At 63.4% G+C, this 18656-nt stretch carries 21 protein-coding genes; 13 read left to right on the forward strand and 8 right to left on the reverse strand.

Annotated features, from left to right (window positions below; all coding sequences use genetic code 11):
• Positions 1-21: 21 nt before the first annotated feature.
• Complete coding sequence (locus tag KUF59_RS26835; protein WP_212459102.1) at positions 22-1263, reverse strand: MFS transporter; 1242 nt, start codon at positions 1261-1263, stop codon at positions 22-24.
• A 456-nt stretch (positions 1264-1719) separates the two neighbouring features.
• Here KUF59_RS26835 and KUF59_RS26840 point away from each other — a divergent pair, with 456 nt between their 5' ends.
• A complete protein-coding gene (locus KUF59_RS26840) occupies positions 1720-3459 on the forward strand; it encodes an ATP-binding protein (protein WP_212459103.1) in 1740 nt (579 codons plus the stop codon).
• A gap of 86 nt (positions 3460-3545) precedes the next feature.
• Here the strand turns inward: KUF59_RS26840 and KUF59_RS26845 are convergent, their stop codons facing one another.
• Together KUF59_RS26845 and KUF59_RS26850 are read right to left on the reverse strand one after the other, a co-directional pair.
• Positions 3546-5357 carry an adenylate/guanylate cyclase domain-containing protein gene (locus KUF59_RS26845; protein WP_212459104.1) on the reverse strand — a complete coding sequence of 604 codons (1812 nt, stop codon included), beginning with the start codon at positions 5355-5357 and terminating at the stop codon, positions 3546-3548.
• Between the two features lie 7 nt (positions 5358-5364).
• Positions 5365-6336: an ABC transporter substrate-binding protein gene (locus KUF59_RS26850; RefSeq protein ID WP_258767232.1), complete on the reverse strand. Its 972-nt coding sequence runs from the start codon at positions 6334-6336 to the stop codon at positions 5365-5367.
• Between the two features lie 535 nt (positions 6337-6871).
• Here KUF59_RS26850 and KUF59_RS26855 point away from each other — a divergent pair.
• The 5 genes from KUF59_RS26855 (at position 6872) to KUF59_RS26875 (ending at position 9301) form a co-directional block, all read left to right on the forward strand.
• Positions 6872-7126, forward strand: coding sequence for a hypothetical protein (locus KUF59_RS26855; protein ID WP_212459106.1), 255 nt, complete (start codon positions 6872-6874; stop codon positions 7124-7126).
• A 194-nt stretch (positions 7127-7320) separates the two neighbouring features.
• The gene (locus KUF59_RS26860) at positions 7321-7659 is read left to right on the forward strand and encodes a hypothetical protein (RefSeq protein ID WP_258767233.1); all 339 of its coding nucleotides are present in this window, start codon (positions 7321-7323) and stop codon (positions 7657-7659) included.
• A gap of 86 nt (positions 7660-7745) precedes the next feature.
• Positions 7746-8327 (forward strand): peroxidase-related enzyme, encoded by a 582-nt coding sequence (locus KUF59_RS26865; RefSeq protein WP_212459107.1) that lies wholly within the window; start codon positions 7746-7748, stop codon positions 8325-8327.
• A 32-nt stretch (positions 8328-8359) separates the two neighbouring features.
• Complete coding sequence (locus tag KUF59_RS26870; protein ID WP_212459108.1) at positions 8360-8776, forward strand: ASCH domain-containing protein; 417 nt, start codon at positions 8360-8362, stop codon at positions 8774-8776.
• Positions 8777-8875: 99 nt separating this feature from the next.
• Positions 8876-9301, forward strand: a complete 426-nt coding sequence (locus KUF59_RS26875) for a GFA family protein (protein WP_212459109.1) — start codon at positions 8876-8878, stop codon at positions 9299-9301.
• Positions 9302-9368: 67 nt separating this feature from the next.
• Here the strand turns inward: KUF59_RS26875 and KUF59_RS26880 are convergent, their stop codons facing one another.
• Positions 9369-9524, reverse strand: coding sequence for a hypothetical protein (locus KUF59_RS26880; protein ID WP_212459110.1), 156 nt, complete (start codon positions 9522-9524; stop codon positions 9369-9371).
• A 317-nt stretch (positions 9525-9841) separates the two neighbouring features.
• Between KUF59_RS26880 and KUF59_RS26885 the strand changes: the two genes are divergently transcribed.
• Positions 9842-9997, forward strand: coding sequence for a hypothetical protein (locus KUF59_RS26885; protein ID WP_212459111.1), 156 nt, complete (start codon positions 9842-9844; stop codon positions 9995-9997).
• A gap of 14 nt (positions 9998-10011) precedes the next feature.
• Here the strand turns inward: KUF59_RS26885 and KUF59_RS26890 are convergent, their stop codons facing one another.
• Complete coding sequence (locus KUF59_RS26890) at positions 10012-10632, reverse strand: ParB-like protein (RefSeq protein WP_212459112.1); 621 nt, start codon at positions 10630-10632, stop codon at positions 10012-10014.
• 217 nt (positions 10633-10849) lie between these two features.
• On the opposite strand from KUF59_RS26890, the gene KUF59_RS26895 reads away from it, so the two are divergent.
• From KUF59_RS26895 to KUF59_RS26920, 6 genes are all read left to right on the forward strand, one after another.
• A complete protein-coding gene (locus KUF59_RS26895) occupies positions 10850-11197 on the forward strand; it encodes a hypothetical protein (protein ID WP_212459113.1) in 348 nt (115 codons plus the stop codon).
• Positions 11198-11483: 286 nt separating this feature from the next.
• On the forward strand, positions 11484-11771 hold the full coding sequence (locus tag KUF59_RS26900; protein ID WP_007592476.1) for an acyl carrier protein: 288 nt from the start codon (positions 11484-11486) through the stop codon (positions 11769-11771).
• A 10-nt stretch (positions 11772-11781) separates the two neighbouring features.
• The gene (locus tag KUF59_RS26905) at positions 11782-12252 is read left to right on the forward strand and encodes a 3-hydroxyacyl-ACP dehydratase FabZ family protein (protein ID WP_212459114.1); all 471 of its coding nucleotides are present in this window, start codon (positions 11782-11784) and stop codon (positions 12250-12252) included.
• Between the two features lie 10 nt (positions 12253-12262).
• A complete protein-coding gene (locus KUF59_RS26910) occupies positions 12263-13465 on the forward strand; it encodes a beta-ketoacyl-ACP synthase (RefSeq protein ID WP_212459115.1) in 1203 nt (400 codons plus the stop codon).
• A gap of 86 nt (positions 13466-13551) precedes the next feature.
• Entirely contained in the window at positions 13552-14829 is a 1278-nt protein-coding gene (locus KUF59_RS26915; protein ID WP_212459116.1) for a beta-ketoacyl-ACP synthase, read from the forward strand.
• 19 nt (positions 14830-14848) lie between these two features.
• Complete coding sequence (locus KUF59_RS26920; RefSeq protein WP_212459117.1) at positions 14849-15784, forward strand: lipid A biosynthesis lauroyl acyltransferase; 936 nt, start codon at positions 14849-14851, stop codon at positions 15782-15784.
• A gap of 99 nt (positions 15785-15883) precedes the next feature.
• Here the strand turns inward: KUF59_RS26920 and KUF59_RS26925 are convergent, their stop codons facing one another.
• From KUF59_RS26925 to KUF59_RS26935, 3 genes are read right to left on the reverse strand one after another with little or no spacing between them, the layout of a single operon-like run.
• Entirely contained in the window at positions 15884-16993 is a 1110-nt protein-coding gene (locus KUF59_RS26925; protein ID WP_212459118.1) for a polyamine ABC transporter substrate-binding protein, read from the reverse strand.
• Positions 16994-16996: 3 nt separating this feature from the next.
• Positions 16997-18178, reverse strand: coding sequence for an aminotransferase (locus KUF59_RS26930; RefSeq protein WP_212459119.1), 1182 nt, complete (start codon positions 18176-18178; stop codon positions 16997-16999).
• Positions 18179-18184: 6 nt separating this feature from the next.
• The gene (locus KUF59_RS26935; protein ID WP_212459120.1) at positions 18185-18511 is read right to left on the reverse strand and encodes a rhodanese-like domain-containing protein; all 327 of its coding nucleotides are present in this window, start codon (positions 18509-18511) and stop codon (positions 18185-18187) included.
• Positions 18512-18656 lie beyond the last annotated feature (145 nt).

Genomic DNA, 18656 nt, shown 5'->3' on the forward strand with positions numbered 1-18656 from the left:
TTCACCTCCGTCAACGAGAGCCTATCTGGCATTGGCCGCCGCATGAACCGGCCACAGATCCGCCCGCCAATGCAGCGTGATCGCCAGCATCAGGACGAGGCCGCTCAGCGCATAGAGCGTTCCCGTCGTGGCGAAGCCGAACAGGTCGATCAGGCTGCCGGCCGCGAGCAGGCCCAGCGGCATGCCGTAGATCACCATCATGCGCACGCCCATGACGCGCCCGCGCAAATGCTCGCTGACCGAGCGCATCAGGATTACGGCGACCGAGATCATGGAGAGACTTTGCGAAAAACCCGCGAGGAACAGGCAGACCATCGCGATTGGAACGCTCTTGAGCTGCACGAAGACGAGCAGCGCCGCATACCAGGCGGCGGTCGCGCCGATCATCAGGCGCGCCACGCGCAGGCCCGTGACGAAGCTGAGCGCCATCGATCCCGCAAGCGAACCGGTCGCAAAGCTCGCCGAGAGATAGCCGAGCCCGGTCTGGTCCGTGGCGTAGATCTCCCGCGCGACATAGGCCAACAGGCCGCCGGTGAGCGGAAAGGCCGTCAGGTTGACCAGGAAGGCGACCAGCATCGCCGCACGCACTTGCGGCGTGGTCCAGACATGGGCGAGCCCTTCCTTCAGGTCAGCGAACGGCGAGCGCAGCGCAAACGCCTCACCCACCACCGCCGCGCGCACCTTCTTTGGAAGCTTGATGCACAGCGTCAGGAAAGTGCCGACGAGGTAGAGGCTCATGATCGCGACATAGACCGGGCCGATGCCGAGTGCGGCGAACAGCCCTGCTCCGCTCAGCGCACCGGCAATGCGCGCCGTATCCTGCGTGGTACGCGAGGTGCTGATCGCGCCGATCAGAAGCTCCGGCGGCATCACATCGGCAACCAGCGCACCGCGCACGCCGAGGTCCGAGGGGCGGATCATGCCCATGATCGACACGATGATCATGACATAGGCCGGCGTCAGGTGCCCCGTCAGGGCCAGCGTCATCAACGTCCCCGAGAGCACGGCGTAGGCCGCGCGCATCATCGCCAGCAGATCGCGATGACCGATGCGGTCACCGATCACACCGAACATCGGCGCAATCAGGGTGCCTACGAAGTTGAGCGACGCAAGCACGGTGAGCAGCAGCACCGAGCCGGTCTCGACCAGGATGTACCAGCCGAGAACGAGCGTCTCCATCTCGAACGCCCAGGAGGTGAGCAGATCGGCGGGCCACTGAAAACGGTAATTGCGGATGCGGAAGGGCCGCGCAAATCCACTCAATGCGCAACAACGCTCGTCATGGCGTCCATCCTTCCCCGGCTTCTTGTTAAGACTCGATTTACCGGTTTACGCCTGCCCTGACCAGCCCTTGAGAACATCCTTGCCATGCGCCGCCGACGGTCCCGGCATCTCCGATTGCTCGCCGCCGGCCGGACGCCGATTCGAGGCTCCGTTCAGGGCCTCCATCGAGATTTCCATGGACGCCGGCAGGCGCCGGATTCGACCTGTTCTTGGATTGGTAAACGAGAGCTTAACGAGGCCGCGGCGCGAGCATCTGCCGGCGCCGAAAGGCCGGCTTTCATGCATGTTTTTCCTGTGCATGCAGCCCGACGGCGTTCTGTCTCGTGAAATTGTCGCAGATTTAACGAACCGCCCACCCGGGTCGCTTAACCGTTTGTCCAGTGACCGCCGCGCATAGTCGGGGTCAAACCCTCGCTCGTGTCAGGTTCATTCATCGTGTCATCCTTTGGACGTGTGATTTCGGTACGCGGATCGCTCGCCCGGGTCGGGCTTCTGGCGGAAAGCCGGATGGCGGTCTCGGAAGTTCGGGCCACCGTCGGGCGCTTCGTCAGCATCCGCTCCGCAAGCTCGATCATCGTAGCCATGATCACCGAGGTCTCGTGCGAGAACCTCGCCACCTCCGACAACTTCATCGCCATCGCCTCCGTCGATCTGCTCGGCGAAATCCTCAACGCGAACGACAAGCCGAAATTCCAGCGTGGCGTCACCAACTACCCGACCATCGGCGACGCCGTCGACCTGATCACCAGCCAGGAGCTGCGTACCATCTACGCGCCGACCGGCTCCGACCAGATCAATGTCGGCTTCCTGCAGCAGGACCGTTCGGTCGTCGCCTATGTCGACATCGAGGAGATGCTCTCCAAGCATTTTGCGGTGCTGGGATCGACCGGCGTCGGCAAATCGACCGGCGTGTCGCTCCTCCTCAACGAGATCCTCAAGGCGCGGCCGAACCTGCGCATCTTCCTGCTCGACGTCCACAACGAATACGGCCGCTGCTTCGGTGACCGCGCGCTGGTGCTCAACCCGCGAAACCTGAAGCTGCCGTTCTGGCTGTTCAACTTCGAGGAAATCGTCGACGTGCTGTTCGGCGGCCGCGCCGGCGTGCCCGAAGAGCTCGACATCCTCGCCGAAGTGATCCCGCTTGCGAAGGGCGTCTACACCCAGTACCAGAACGCCGACCGCATCGGTTTGAAGCGCATCGATCCCAAGCAGATCGGCTACACCGTCGACACGCCGGTGCCGTATCGCCTGGTCGACCTGTTGTCGCTGATCGACGAGCGCATGGGCAAGCTGGAAAACCGCTCCTCGCGCATCATCTATCACAAGCTGATCTCGCGCATCGAGGCCGTGCGCAACGATCCGCGCTACGCCTTCATGTTCGACAACGCCAATGTCGGCGGCGACACCATGGCCGAGGTGATCAGCCATCTGTTCCGCCTGCCCGCCAACGGCAAGCCGATGACCGTGATGCAGCTCGCCGGCTTCCCGGCTGAAGTCATCGATTCCGTCGTCTCGGTCCTCTGCCGCATGGCCTTCGATTTCGGCCTGTGGAGCGACGGCGTCTCGCCGCTGCTGTTCGTCTGCGAGGAAGCGCACCGCTACGCCTCCGCCGACCGCAATATCGGCTTCGGCCCGACCCGCAAGGCGGTGTCGCGCATCGCCAAGGAAGGCCGCAAATACGGCGTCTACCTCGGGCTCATCACCCAGCGCCCGGCCGAGCTCGACGCCACCATCATCTCCCAGTGCAACACGCTGTTCACGATGCGTCTTGCCAACGACCGCGACCAGGCGCTGCTGCGCGCCGCGGTGTCGGATGCGGCCGCGAACCTGTTGTCCTTCGTGCCCTCGCTCGGCACCCGTGAGGTGTTGGCGTTCGGCGAAGGCGTCGCCCTTCCAACGCGGCTGCGCTTCAAGGAGGTGCCGCCGCACCAACTGCCGCGCGGCGAGGCCACCATCAGCAGCGTTCCCTCGATGACCGCCGGTCACGACATGCATTTCGTCAGTGCCGTGCTCGAGCGCTGGCGCGGCGCCACCTCGCAGCGCGACGTGCCGAACGACCCGGTCTTCTCGGCACCGCCCGCAAAGACGCTCTCGCCCGTCGAAGCGCCGATGCTGCAGCCCTCGATGGGGCTGGACCCCGACCGCTTCTCGCTCTTGAAGAAGCCGCTGCGGTAAGGCCTGCGACGACTCCAGGCGATGTCGCCATCGCGAAAGCGTTCGCAGAGGCTTTCGTGGGCTTGACTTCGCAACGAGCTGTTTGCTCACGCGTCCTGGGTTGCGACTTTGCCCTCTCCCGGCCCGGCACCGGTCGACGCCGCGGGGCTGTTACGGTGCGCCACCGCGAAGATCTCCAACGTCCCGTCATAACCCTTGATCCGTTGTTCTCCGAGCGACACGAGCGGGATACTGTCCGCTACGCTTTCGGCAACAATCGAATCAGCCAAAATCTGCGCGTCCTTGGCGAGGCTGCACAGCCGGGACGCCAAATTGACGACACTCCCCACGGCGGTGTAGTCGAGCCGACCCTCGTAGCCAACGGTTCCGACCGTCGCCGGCCCCATCGCAATGCCGATGCCGAAACCGAGGGCGTGGCCGGCGGCGCACCATCTGCCGGCGATGGACTGCACCGCCGCCTGGAGATCGATGGCGAGCTGAACGGCCTGGTTCGCAGGCTTCTGGCAGGCAACCGGTGCATTGACGAGAAGCATGAAGCCGTCTCCCGCAAACTTGGTCAGCGTCGCCTCATGGCGGGTCGTGACGGCCCCGACCGCCTCATAGTATTCGCGCAGCACGGCCATGATGACATCCGGTCCGGCCCGCGTGGAGAAAGCGGTAAAGCCGCGCAGATCACCAAAGACCGCGACGATTTCACGTCGCTGGCCTTCGAGCAATCCGTCGGAGTGCTCGACCAGCTCGGCGACTTGTGGCGCAAGGAATTGCTTCAATCTGTCGATCCTCGCAGATTTTTGCTGCGAGATCGTCAACTCGGATGCCATCTCATTGAAGCGGACGGCCAACTGCTCCAGTTCATCGCCGCTGGAGAGCTTGATCCGATGGTCGAATTGTCCGCTCCCAATTCGCTCAACGCCCTCCTCCAGTTGCGTGATGGGCCCGGACATCCGGTGCGCACGCCAGTAGGCGAGCGCGAGCGCGATCAGCACGCCGAGCACGATGAGGACCGCCGAACGCCATAGCGCCGCGCGAATTGATGCGAACGCTTCCGTGACCGGCTGCATTGCAATCACGGTCCAGCCGACGTCGGCGGCTTGCACCGAGAGGGCGACAATCGGACTGCCTCTGAATGTAGTCAGAACCGCACCCCCGCTCGTGCTGCCGAGCAAGTGCTTGATTCGACCGAAATCTGCGGAGCCGGCCCGCCCCCGCAGAACCATGCTGATGTCTGGATGAGCAATCAGGTGACCGGAATCGTCGACCACGATGGCATAGCCGGTCTTTCCGATTCTAATGGCGGCAATGACATCCCAGATCAGCTTGAGATTCACCTCGGCCACGGCAAATCCGGCAGCGGGAAGGTTTCCAGCAACAGCGATCCTCATGTAAGGCTCGGAATCGTGCTGATATTCGAGAGGGCCGTACCAGACCTTGTTGGCACGCGCGCCTATGACGGCCGGATCAGCGGACATATCGATGCCGCGGCTCATCCTGTTGAGACGCAACCTCGAGACGAAGACCCGTTCCGAACCGGTCTCGTCAAGCAACGAAACAGAAGCGATCGCGGGCACCTGCTGGAGCAGACGCTGCGCGTCCATCTTGTGACGGCCATCATCGTCTTGCCCCCATGGAAACTGGACCGTCCATCCGAGCTGATCGCGAAGTCCATCGGTGAACGCCTCTATCCTGTCCGCCGCCGAACGGGCCTCGACCCGAAGGACCTCGCTGATCTGCCGGCGCTGGTCTCGATAGCCGAACGACGCCTCCACGACCGCGCCGAGCAAGAGAGGCACGACCGCCGCAACGAACAGGGTCGCGAAGTACTTGCAAAACAGCGACCGGCGCGGGCGCGTCTCCCTACCTCCAGCCGGCAGAAAAGATTGTGGTTTGACCTCCGACATCTCGAACTCAGGCGATCACCTTGTTGGCACGGAACAGGATGGAGGACGTATCCAGTTGAACGCCGAGGCGCCTCGCTGTCTTCAGATTGATTGCCAGCTCGAATTTTTCGGGCCGCATCACCGGTAGAGTGGCAGGATCTTCCCCACGCAGGATCCGGTCGGCATAGCTGGCAAGCCAATAATAGGTCGCTCGCTGGTTGGCGCCGTAGCTCAAGAGGCCGCCGGCTTCACAATATTCGCACCAACCAAACATCGAAGGCAGCCGATGCGCGAGCGCAAGCGCGGCAATGCTCGCCCGATGCACCATCGTCACGGCATCAGGAAACACAAGCATCGCGTCAGCAACCACACCGGCCGCTGTCCGAAGCGCGCTGTCCAGCTCGCGTGCGCCGAAGAAGGGAATATAGACCGGATCAATCCCCAGCCCATTGCACGCCTGCATTGTCGCACGCCACTCCGATGGCTCCCCAGGGTGATCAGTGTTAGAGAGGACTGCGAGCTTGCGAACCTTCGGGTAAATGTCCTTCAGCAGTTCGACGCGCTTGCCCGCCAGTTCCAGCGAGAGAAATGTAGCACCGGTGAAGTTGGTGCCGGGTTGCGCGAGGCTCTTGACCACGCCCAGCGCGACCGGGTCGCCGCTCAAGGCAAACAGAACGGGAACCTCAGTGACCGCAGTCATCGCGCGCGTCGCAGGCCCACTGGACACGACGAGGTCTGCGTCGCCGCGCCTCAATTCTGAAATGAATTCGCGCAAGGCTTGCGGATTTCCGGGTGAACAGCACGTCTCGAAGATGACGTTCTTGCCTTCGACATATCCGGTCGCGCGCAACCCTTCCCGGAAGCCATCCAGGAATGGGTCCGGTTCTGTCGCCGTGGAGACCCACAAGATGCGAAAGACCTTCCGCGCCTCCTGCGCTTGCGCTACGAGTGGCCACGCCACCGCTCCGCCGGCCAGGCGGATGAAATCCCGTCGTCTCATGTGTGCACCACTTGATGTACGGGCGGCCCGCTGAACGGTTAATTGTCGGCCGCTTTGAATGTCCCATGCCCGTCAGACATTGCCGACAGCGGAACAAACCTTTGATCCCGGCGCTCTCGCTCAACTGGCTCCGCCGCAATCGCCCGGTCCATTATTGGTCAACGGGAGCGGCCTTCAGGACGTCATGGGCGAGCAGATTTTGCCTTGAGAACAGCTTGATTTTTTCTTGAGATAAACAGCAATCGCGATGGGTACGTCAGGAACGATGACCCACCATTGGCTTACGCCGTGCGGGCTGCATGTTGGCTGACAGCCAGACAGCCAACCGCCCGCGTGAGATTAGTCCTCTCGGGACAAGATTGGTTCAGTGACGGAGATGTCTAAGCCGGCAGGAGCGGACTGCTCATTCGGGTCTGGCGCATAGCACCACTTTACATCTCATTCAAGCGGTTGAATTAATCCGCCTTTAGACCCCAGGACTTCACCCTGTAGCCGTGAGCCGAGGAACACGGCTATCCGGGAGGCGCGTTTCGCGATGGATGACAAGGTCAGGATCCGCTGTCCCAACTGCACCCGCCTGTTCAGGGACCGCGCGCAACGCATCAGGGACGGTTACCAGGTCAATTGCGAGCACTGCGCGCGTCTCATCACCTTCACCCGCGACACCGAAGACCCGTTCATGCGGCGGACGATGAAGCTCGCGCGGGAGACGCGGCTGGCGCTCGAGGCCAAGGTGACCGCCGAGCGCGCGGCGTCGGCTGCGGCGGCACGAAGCCAGCGCGAATATTGAACGAGGACACGGGCCGGCGGCGTTCGCCCATCTGCCGGACAGGCGATACCTCGGCCGCGGAAGAGCCGTCGGTGAGACATCCTTAACCGAGATTCCCCGGAAGCCGCGACAACGCGCCGTCGGTCGCCGTCTATTGGTCAGTTTCTTAGGGCTCGACGTGTTGGCTCGTCGAATCCGGCTTCGGCATTTGCCTGGTGTCGCCACCGATCGCTTTCGAAGCTGCCTATTGCGAAGTCAACGCCATGGACGACCAGGTTCAAGTCCGCTGCAAACGCTGCAAGAACGTCTTTCGCGAGCGTGCCCGGCGCATGCAGAACGGCTATTCGCGGCAATGTCCGAGCTGCGAGGTCGTGCTGTTCTTCGAGGAGGACTCCCCCGACCAGGACATCAAGCGCGCCATGAAGTCGGCGCGGAAGATGCGCAAGGATTTGAGAGAAGCCGAAGCGGTCCAGATGACGACCACATCGTCGGCGCGGCGCCGCGCGCGCAGCTATGGCGGCCGACAGGAGGCTGCCGAGGAAGAAGACAGCTAACAAGGCTTCCGCGCAACGCTTTGCGCGGGCTTGCGCGTTCGATTATGGTTCCGGGATCGTTTTACGCCTGATCCGGAACTTTCAGCATGTCCCAGCCATCGTCAAAACGTTTTCCCGCGCCCGCCCTCAATGCGTTGCCGGAGGATATCCGCACGCGGCTCGTCGCCGTGCAGGAGAAGAGCGGTTTTGTGCCGAACGTGTTCCTGTCGCTGGCCTATCGCCCGGACGAGTTCCGCGCCTTCTTCGCCTATCACGACACGCTGATGGAGAAGGACTCCGGGCTCAGCAAGGCCGAGCGCGAGATGATCGTGGTGGCGACCTCGGCCGCCAACCAGTGCCAGTATTGCGTGATCGCGCATGGCGCGATCCTGCGCATCCGCGCCAAGAACCCGCTGATCGCGGACCAGGTCGCCGTCAACTACCGCAAGGCCGACATCACGCCGCGGCAGAAGGCGATGCTCGACTTTGCCATGAAGGTCTCGGCCGACGCGCAACGCATATCCGAGGAGGATTTTGCGGCACTCGCCCCGCACGGGTTCAGCGACGACGACATCTGGGACATCGCCGCAATCTCGGCCTTCTTCGCGCTGTCGAACCGGATGGCGAATTTTACGGGCATGCGGCCGAACGACGAATTCTATCTGATGGGGCGCCTGCCGAAGCAGTGAGCCGTTCGCGGCAACGACAATGCAGCGCCCCCATGAGCAAGTCTGTTCCTGAACGCTATCAGCACCTCCGCACTTTCGCATTCGGCGACAGCCCGGCGCTGGCCGACGAACTGCTCGAGCTCGTGATCAAGGGCATGAAGACGGCGACGTGCAGCACGGAAGACGAGCCGAACACATCGTCCCCCGGCGAGCAGTGGGTCGTGCTCGATGGTCGCGGCGAACCCCGCTGCGTGATCGAGACCCTTGAGGTGACGTATCGGCGCTACAACGAGGTCGATGCCGGCTTCGCATACGATGAGGGCGAAGGCGACCGCAGCCTTGTCCATTGGCGCGCGGCGCACCAAAGATATTTCGGCCGTCTCGGGCGCTTCAGCGAGGACATGATGCTGATGTGCGAACGCTTTCGCCTGGTCGAGGTTTTTGGCGATCTCCCGACCCCGCAACGCTGATGCTCACCATGCTGACAGGGTGCTGGCAGCAGGCCCCGCCTACAGTTCAGCATTCGCGCCGGCGAGACGACACTGCAGCGAAACAGGGGAAGTGTGGCCATGACGAACCGAAGCGGCGGATGCGCCTGTGGCGCGATCCGATTCACGATCAACGCCCCACTGATGAACGTCGGCGTCTGCCACTGCACCGATTGCCAAAAGGCGTCGGGCGGCGGACCGAACTATGTCGCGCTTGCGCCGAAGACGTCCCTCTCGGTCACCAAAGGCGAGGCCAAGACCTATTTCAGCAAGGGCGACAGCGGCGAAGATGTGGGGCGCGCCTTCTGTCCGGACTGCGGGACTCCGTTATGGAGCCTGCCTCCCCATGCGCCGTTCCTGACCGTCAAGCTGGGTGCGCTCGATCATAATGCCGACCTGACGCCGGCGCTGCATCTCTACACGGCCTCCGCGCCGCCGTGGCATCTCATGCACGAGGGGCGGCCGACCTTCCCCAAGATGCCGCCGTTTCCACCTCCCGGCGCATGAGCGACTGCCGCTGAGGCCTGTTCCGGACGTACCGCTGCTGCGCTGCTTGCGGCGGCGGTCGACTGCGTTAGTGCTTCTCCATCAACGGGAGCACCGGGGCAAAACGTTCGGAGAACGTCGCTGCCTTGGCGTCGCGAGCTGCGGCAAGCGAGGCCGAAATGAAAGTGTGAAACCCTAGTGCGGCGACCGCGAGCAAGGCGGCGGCGAAGACCAGATGGCGCATTCCTCCCTCCTTCTGAGGCTCGACTACCGCAAAGGATGGAACGGCTTTGTTTCAGGACCTTTTCGTGCGGCCGGAAAATGATTTCGCTCAAGAGACTGTGATGAGGTCCGGTTCGTGCAGCCGCGTGCGGCAACGAGGTCGGCATACCTCCGTATAGCCCGCTCATCACTTGTTATGCCCTGCGCATAGGCTCGTACAATTGAGCGGCGGCGAGAGGCTCTTATGCTCGAAGACTAGTCCAAAGTGACGCATGAACGGCGCGAACGCCACTCTCGAACAGCGCGACCAACAATGCAGGGTCTCTAAGGAACACTCAAATGAACGTCGTCATTCAGAAGCACAATGGCCTCTGGCACCTCATGGTCGGGTCATGTCAGATCCGCACGCCTTTCCTGGAAACACAGGATCGCGAGCTGGTCGTGAATTACGCCCGGCGCGCCTACCCCGGCGCCAGGATCTTCCAGCGCGACTGATGTGAGCGCTGCGCCTAATCTTCAGCCGGGCCGCACCAACCGGGCAGATAGATCGCATCCTTACTCTTGGCAGCAGAAAGCCCCCTTTCAACCGCCTTGTCGAAATCGGCGTCGACCGCCTTGCGCGACAGCTTGCGGCGCAGGAAGTCGGCCCACAGGAATTCGGAGAACGGCGTGGTATCCTTGGCGAAGCCACCCATGCGGCGCAGTTCGCCGGCGAGGCTGCGGAACGGATCGTCCTTGAGATCGGCGACCGATTTCGGCAGGTCCTTGAAATGCCGCCGCTCGCCCTTGGCGTCGTAAGGATAGACCCAGCGCTTGTTGTCCATCACGCCCCAGAAGGCGTCGCGTTCGACCATGGTGAGATCGCCGACCAGCGTCACCAGCACGTCCTTGACGCCTTCGTCGTGCAGCGCGCGGGCGAGATGATGATGATCGATCACGTAGTAGCGTTCGTCGGGGCCGCGCACGACGGGAATCATGTGCTTGCCGAGCAGATCGGCCTGCTTCTTCCTGTCGTGCTCGCGCCAGCGCTTGCGCTTCTCCTTCACCTCGCGCATGCCGACCGTCATCTGCGTCGGACGCAGCGACAGGATCGACACCGGATGAACTCTTGGCTCGCGCATGTTGGTCATGGTCGGATGGCCCCTCGCCTGGTTGCATTGGTCGCTGTCGCGTCGTTTCGATTATGCCATGGCTGAAACGGTTGAGACGAGCCTGGACGGCGTTTTTGCGCCGCAACTCTCCGGCATTTTCGCCCGCCGTCACACGCCAATGTTGCGCAGAATTTTCTGCAACGCGCGGGCGCCGTGTGCTATCTAAAATTTGCTGCTTCGGAGCTGATCTTCGCGCATGAAAACCGAGCGCCCCACAATTCCGGATAGCGAGCACCGGGTGCTCCAGTTCAGGCCCCGCACCTCGCCCCAGCCGCGGGCCCTGCGGGGTATCGGGACGGTGCAGCCGATGCGCGCCGAGGTCCAGGCGGAACCGCTCGACCTGTCGCGTTACGAGCAGCCGCGCGAACAGCCCGACGACTTCCGCCACCGCATGCTTGCCAATATCGCGGCACTCGCCTTCACGATCGCGCTGACCGCGATCGGGATTTGGCTCGCGGTCAGCATCGCCGACCTGCGCCGGACCCAGGATTGCGTCCTGATGGGCCGCCGCGACTGCGTGAAGATCACGACGCCGCATCTTTAGGCGTTCTGGCGGCCCCGGGCGGCCGCCCAATACCCCCGGCCGGAGGCCGATTCTTGTTTTGACGCGTTTTCTTCACGCGAACCGGGGGTCCACTTCGCTGGAAAACGCTTTGGCCCTAGCCTTCCCCAGCCCTGTCCGGCTCCATTGAACTCAGGGCGGCGCTCCGATATACGGGCACACGACCCGGCCAGAGGGACTCTCAGGGCATCACTCGGGGCGCGATGCCCGCCCACCGTACCACTCTGGAAAATCTGAAAAATACCCGCAATATATCAAAGGCTTAGTGATGTCCTCTACATTCGATCAGGTCGCCACGATCATCGCTGAAACCTGCGACATCCCGCGCGACACGATCACGCCGGATAGCCACGCCATCGACGATCTCGGCATCGACAGCCTGGATTTCCTGGACATCGCATTTGCGATCGACAAGCAGTTCGGAATCAAGCTGCCGCTGGAGAAGTGGACCCAGGAGGTCAACGACGGCAAGGCGACCACCGAGCAGTATTTCGTGCTGAAGAACCTGTGCGCGCGCATCGACGAATTGGTTGCGGCCAAGGGCGCGAGCGCCTAATCGCGCAGCCATGCAACTCGAATACTTCCATCTGATCGACCGCATCGTCGACCTCAAGGTCGACGAGAAGAAGGTCGTCGTCGAAGCCCAGGTTCCGCAAGAGAGCACCATCTTCGAGGGGCACTTCCCGGGCTATCCCCTGATGCCCGGCGTGCTGCTGATCGAATCGATGGCGCAGGCCTCGGGCTGGCTGCTGCTGGGCGTGCTGAAGTTCGAGCGGATGCCGATTCTCGCCGCCGTGAAGGAAGCCAAGGTGCGCGGCTCGGTCTTCCCGGGCGACCTCATGAGCATCGAGGCCACGGTCGCCCATGAGGGCTCGGGCTACGCGATGACCGAGGCCAAGATCCGGGTCAACGGCAAGCTGCGTGCGAACTCGACGCTCACCTTCACGCTGATCCCCTTCCCCAATGCGGATATGCGCGCCTTCATGGACACGGTCGCCAAGCGCGTCGGATTTCCGCAACAGGCGGTATCGCCATGACTGAATCGACATGACTGACACCGCCTCGAAGCCCGGCCAGACCGAAGTCTGGATCACCGGCATTGGACTTGCGACCTCGCTCGGCGAAGGGCTCGATGCGAATTGGGCCGCGCTCGGCGAGCGCCGCGTCAATGTCGACGACAAGGGCTTTGCGCCCTACATCGTCCACCCCCTGATGCCGGTGACCCTGGACGCCCAGATCCCGAAGAAGGGCGACCAGCGGCAGATGGAAGCCTGGCAGCGCATCGGCACCTATGCCGCGGGCCTGGCGCTGGATTCCGCGGGTATCAAGGGCAATAAAGACATCCTCTCCAAGATCGACATGGTGGTTGCCGCCGGTGGCGGCGAGCGCGACCTGTCGGTCGATACCGGCGTGCTCAATGCCGAGGCCAAAGGCAACAACGCCCCCGGCTTCCTCAACGAGCGGCTGATGAGCGATTTGCGCCCGACGCTGTTCCTGGCGCAGCTCTCCAACCTGCTCGCCGGCAACATCGCCATCGTGCACGGCGTCTGCGGCACCTCGCGCACCTTCATGGGCGAAGAGGTCGCGGGTGCCGACGCAATGCGGATCGCGCTGGCGCGGATCATGTCCGGCGAAAGCGATATCGCGCTGGTCGGCGGCTCGCATAATGGCGAGCGCAAGGACCTGCTGGTGCTCTACGAATTCGGCGACTTCAACCTGAAGGACAAGTTCGCCCCCGTCTGGGCGCGCAAGGACCATGCAGGTTTTGCGCTCGGCTCGGCCGGCGCGTTCCTGGTGCTGGAATCCAGGGCGCATGCGGAAGCGCGCGGTGCAAAGCCGTTCGCAAGGCTCACCAACGTCGTTGCCGATCTCGCCCGGCGCAAGCAGCCCGGCGATATGGCAGCGACCCTGGAGAAGCTCTGGGCGAAGCTGCCGACCCGCGCGGGCAAGGGCGCAATCATTACCGGCGCGACCGGTGCCGAGCCCGCGACGTCGGAAGAACGGAGCTTCCTCGGCAAGCATGCCGACTTCCCGGTGCGGGCCACCGGCACGATGTTCGGCCATACGATGGAGACGCAGTTCCCGCTCGGGATCGCGCTGGCTGCGCTGGCGCTGTCGCGGGGGGCGTTGTTTCCGCCCAACGATTCGACCGGGCTCGAGATTGAAATGACCGACAAACCGACCCAGATTGTGGTGGTGGGGGCCGGTCACTGGCGCGGCGAAGGCATGGCGCTGGTGGAAGCCGTCTAGGGCGAGAAATCGCTTTTGCTCTTTGTTCGAGCATGATCTTTCCGGACGCTTTTCCGGATCATGCTCGAGGGACAAGTGGGGAAAACATGACTGCACCACGCGACAAGCTCGGACGTCCGATCGTCGTCGTCACCGGCATGGGCATCATGACGTCGCTCGGCGCCGGCAAGGCCGACAACTGGGCCAAGCTCGTGGCCGGCGAATCCGGCATCCGCACCATCACGCGCTTTCCGATCGACGGCCTGAAGACTACGATGGCCGGCACGGTCGATTTCGTCACCGTCGATCCGTTCTCCTCCACCGGACTTTCCGAGCGGATGGCCGAGATCGTCACGCAGGAAGCGCTCGAGCAGGCCGGCATCGGCGCCAAGGGCGACTTCCCGGGCCCCCTCTTCCTGGCGGTCGCGCCGGTCGAGGTCGAATGGCCGCAGCGCCGCGAGCTCGGCCGCGCCGTCGGCAAGCAGGATTTTGACTACAACGATCTCCTGCGCATTTCCGGCGGCGGCAAATACGCCGACTTCCATCACCGCTTCATGTTCGGCTCGGTTGCAGCCCACCTCGCCGAGTCCTTCGGCACCAAGGGTTCGCCGATCTCGCTGTCGACGGCCTGTGCGTCCGGCGCGACCTCGATCCAGCTCGGCGTCGAGGCGATCCGCCGCGGCGAGACCGACGCTGCGCTGTGCGTTGCAACCGACGGCACGGTCAATCCGGAAGCGCTGGTGCGCTTCTCGCTGCTCTCTGCGCTCTCGACCCAGAACGATCCGCCGCAGGCCGCCTCAAAGCCGTTCTCCAAGAACCGCGACGGCTTTGTCATGGCTGAAGGCGCCGGCGCCCTCGTGCTCGAAAGCTACGAGGCAGCGGTGGCGCGCGGCGCAAAGATCCTCGGCGTGGTCGCCGGCTGCGGCGAGCTCACCGATTCCTTCCATCGCACCCGCTCCTCGCCCGATGGCAAGCCGGCGATCGGCTGCGTGCTGAAGACGCTGGCGGATGCCGGCATGGCGCCCGAGCAGATCGATCACATCAACGCCCACGGCACCTCGACGCCCGAAAACGACAAGATGGAATATCTGGCGACCAACGCGGTGTTCGGTGAGCACACCTCGAAGATCCCGGTGACGTCGAACAAGTCGGCGGTCGGCCACACCATCTCTGCGGCCGGTGCCGTCGAGGCCATCTTCTCGCTGCTGACGCTGGAGCATCAGCGCATCCCGCCGACCCTCAACTATGAGAACCCGGATCCGGCGATCCTGTTCGACGTCGTCGGCAACAAGGCGCGCGATGCTCGCGTCACCGCCGTGATGTCGAACTCGTTCGGCTTCGGCGGCCAGAACGCCTCGCTGATCCTGACGCGCGAGCCGGCGTAAGCCGGCCGCTCTCTCGTCCATGAACCGCCTGCTCCTTCGTACCAAGGCGCGCCTGCGCGACGCCCTCAAGCCGCTGGGCGACGCCGCAGTCGGCGGGCTGACGATCGCGCTGTTGCGCACGACGCGCTATTTCGACCCGGACAAGACCGCCGATTTCTTCGGCCGCGCCGCGCATTTCATCGGCCGTCGCCTGCGCGAGGATCGCATCGGCCGCGAGAATTTGACGGCGGCGTTCCCTGAGAAATCGCCGGAAGAGATCGAAAAAATTCTCACCGGCGTCTGGCACAATCTCGGCCGCATCGGCGCCGAGTTCGCCCATCTCGATCACATCTGGGACTACGACGTCGATCATCCGGACAAGCCGAGCCGCATCGAGTTCGGCGCGCGCACGAAACAGCTGTTCGACGGCCTGCGCGACGACGGCAAGCCGGCGATCTTCTTTGCCAGCCATACCGGCAACTGGGAAATTCCGGCGCTCGGCGCAGTCGCCCACGGGCTCGACTGCGCGATCCTGTTCCGCAGGCCGAACAGCGAGGCCGCCGACCGTGCCATCGAGAAGACGCGCGCGGTGAAGATGGGCACGCTGGTCGCAGCCGGGCGCGATGCGCCGCTCAAGCTCGGCCAGGCGCTTCAGAACGGCCAGCACGTCGCCATGCTGGTCGACCAATGGTTCGGCAATGGCGTCGAGGTCACCTTCTTCGGCCGCAAGACCAAGGCCAATCCGACGCTGGCGCGCCTCGTCCGCCAGGTCGAATGCCCGATCCACGGCGTGCGCATCATCCGCCTGCCCAACCACCGCTTTCGCGCCGAGCTCACCGAAGAGGTCAAGCCGGTGCGCGATGCCGACGGCAATATCGACATCCAGGGCACGATGCAGGCGGTGACGTCGGTGATCGAAGGCTGGGTGCGCGAATATCCGGACCAGTGGCTGTGGCTGCACCGGAGATGGCGGTAGTTCGTCATTGCGAGGAGCCCTTGCGACGAAGCAATCCAGAGTGTCACCGCGGATGCATTCTGGATTGCTTCGCTGCGCTCGCAATGACGGGCGTGGCGCCTACCGCCCCGTCTTCACCTTGGTCCACAGCCGATTGATAACGCGCTGGGTCGCCGGCTCACGCGCCGTGATGACGAACAGCTTTGCGAGCGTCGCTTCGTCCGGATAGATGTTCTTGTCGTTCAAAATCTTCGGATCGACCAGCTTCTGGCTCGCCAGATTGCCGTTGGCGTAGGACAGGAAGTCCGAGTTCTTGGCAGCGACGTCCGGGCGGTAGAGATAGTTGATCAGCTCGTAGGCTTCCTTGACGTTCTTGGCATCCGCGGGGATCGCGAGATTGTCGAAGAACATCTGCGCGCCCTCCTTGGGGATCGCGTAGCCGATCTCGATGTCGCTCTTGGCTTCAGCCGCGCGGGCGCGCGCCTGCATGATGTCGCCGGACCAGCCGACCACGAAGCAGATCTCGCCGGTCGCAAGCGCGCTCAGATACTCCGACGAGTGAAATTTTCGCACCGACGGGCGCACCTTGGCGACGGCGTCGGCGGCCTTCTCCAGGTCGGCCTGCTTGGTCGAGTTCGGATCGAGCCCAAGCCAGCTCAGTGCCGCCGGAAAGATGTCGTCGGCGGAGTCGAGCATGTGGACGCCGCAATCCCTGAACTTTGCGAGGTTCTCCGGCTTGAAGACGATGTCCCAGCTATCGATCTTCGCGTCAGGCCCGAGGATCTCCCTCACCTTCTTGACGTTGTAGCCGATGCCCGTCGTGCCCCACATGTAGTTGGCGGCGTAGACGTTGCCGGGATCGTAGATCGCAAGGCGCTGCGTTACGACCGGCCAGGCATTGGCCAAGTTCGGCAGCTTCGACTTGTCGAGCTTCTGGAAGATGTTGGCCTTGATCTGGCGCTGCAGGAAATAGGCCGTGGGCACCACGACATCATAGCCGGACTTGCCGGCCATCAGGCGCGTCTCCAGCGTCTCGTTGGCATCAAAAGTGTCGTAGACGACCTTGATGCCGGTCTCCTTGGTGAAGGTCTCCAGGACCTCCGGCGCCATGTAGTTCGACCAGTTGTAGAAGTTGACGACGCGTTCCTCCGCATCAGCGGCTCGCGGTAGCAACGCCAGGGCTGCCGCGATCGCGATCGCAAAACGGAACCTGCTGACGTCAGTCGTCATCACCTACCTCTTGCGTCTGTGCACCGCGTCCGACAGCCGCTCCAATGCGGTGTCGAGCGTCTCGTCCTTCTTGGCAAAGCAGAAGCGCACCACCGACGTCACCGGGTCCTTCTCGTAGAACGCCGACACCGGGATCGCCGCGACCTTGTAGTCTTTCACGATGCGCCAGCAGAAATCGGTATCGCTCTCGTTGAGACCGAGCGGCGACAGATCGACGGTGAGAAAGTAGGTGCCCTGCGATTTCAGGACGGGGAAGCCGAGGCTCTCCAGCCCGCGTGTGAGCCGATCCCGGCTCCGCGCCAGATCCTTGCGCATGGTCGTGAAGTAGTCGTCCGGCTTGCCGAGCCCATAGGCCACCGCGGCCTGGAGATTGGGCGCGGTGGTGAAGGTCAGGAACTGGTGCACCTTGGCGGCCACCCGCAGCAGGGGCGGCGCGGCGCAGACGAAGCCGACCTTCCAGCCCGTCAGCGAAAAGATCTTTCCGGCCGAGCCGACCTTGATGGTGCGGTCGCGCATGCCGGGGATGGTGATGAGCGGGATGTGCTTGTGCTCGTCGAAGGTGACGTGCTCCCAGACCTCGTCGCAGATCGCGATGACGTCGAACTCCTGACAGTAGCGCGCCAACAATTCGAGGTCTTCGCGGGGATAGACGACGGCGGACGGATTCAAGGGATTGTTGAACAGCACCGCCTTGGTCTTTGAATTGAAGACGCTTTTCAGCATGTCCTCGTTGAGCCGCCAATGCGGCGGCTCGAGCCGCACCAGGCGCGGAATGCCACCGGCCTGGCGGATGATCGGCAGGTAGGAATCATAGACCGGCTGGAAGCAGACGACCTCGTCGCCGGGCTGGACCACGGCGAGGATCGCCGAGGTCAAAGCCTCGGTGCCGCCAGAGGTCACCATCACCTCGCTCATCGGATCGAGCTTCAGACCGTGCCAGTGTCCGTAGTGGGTCGCGATGGCCTGCCGCAACTCCGGAATGCCCATCATCGACGGGTACTGGTTGTACCCGTTCACCGAGGCGTCGGCGGCGGCGCGGCGGATGTCTTCGGGACCGGGATCGTCGGGAAAGCCCTGGCCGAGATTGATCGCGGCATTGTCGCGCGCGGCCTGCGACATCGCCTCGAAGATGGTGACCGGCAGGTTCGCGAAGACCGGGTTCAGGGACGAGATCTTGGAGCTCATCGGCGATCAGCCGCCCACCTTGGTCGGCAGCCCCGCGGCCTTCCAGCCCAAAATGCCGCCCGCGAGATGCTTGTCGTAAGGCAGGCCGGCAGCTTGCGCGGCGAGCGACGCCGTCACCGAGCGCTTGCCGGAGCGGCAGGCGAACACGACCTGCTTGCCTTGCGGATCGGGGATCGCCTTCGGGTCGAAGGTCGAAAGCGGAACCACGACGCCAGAGGGATAGGCTTCCGCGGCGACCTCGTTCGGCTCGCGAACGTCGACCAGCAGAAAACGTCCTTCGTCAATGCCCTTGGAGACCTCGTCCGGGGTCAGATCCTGCACCTGGTTTGCCATTTCATCCTCCCACGATCGGGCTTTGCGCCGAGCCGTCCCGGCCGGCCGCAACCTCGCCTCTCGGCCCGCGAAAATCAAGCGCTACAAAGGCTTGAGAGGCAAGGCGCAACTTAAACCTAAATCGTAAGCGGGCCTAATCGCCGCG

It is taken from the genome of Bradyrhizobium arachidis (genome assembly GCF_024758505.1).
Lineage (GTDB): Bacteria > Pseudomonadota > Alphaproteobacteria > Rhizobiales > Xanthobacteraceae > Bradyrhizobium > Bradyrhizobium manausense_C.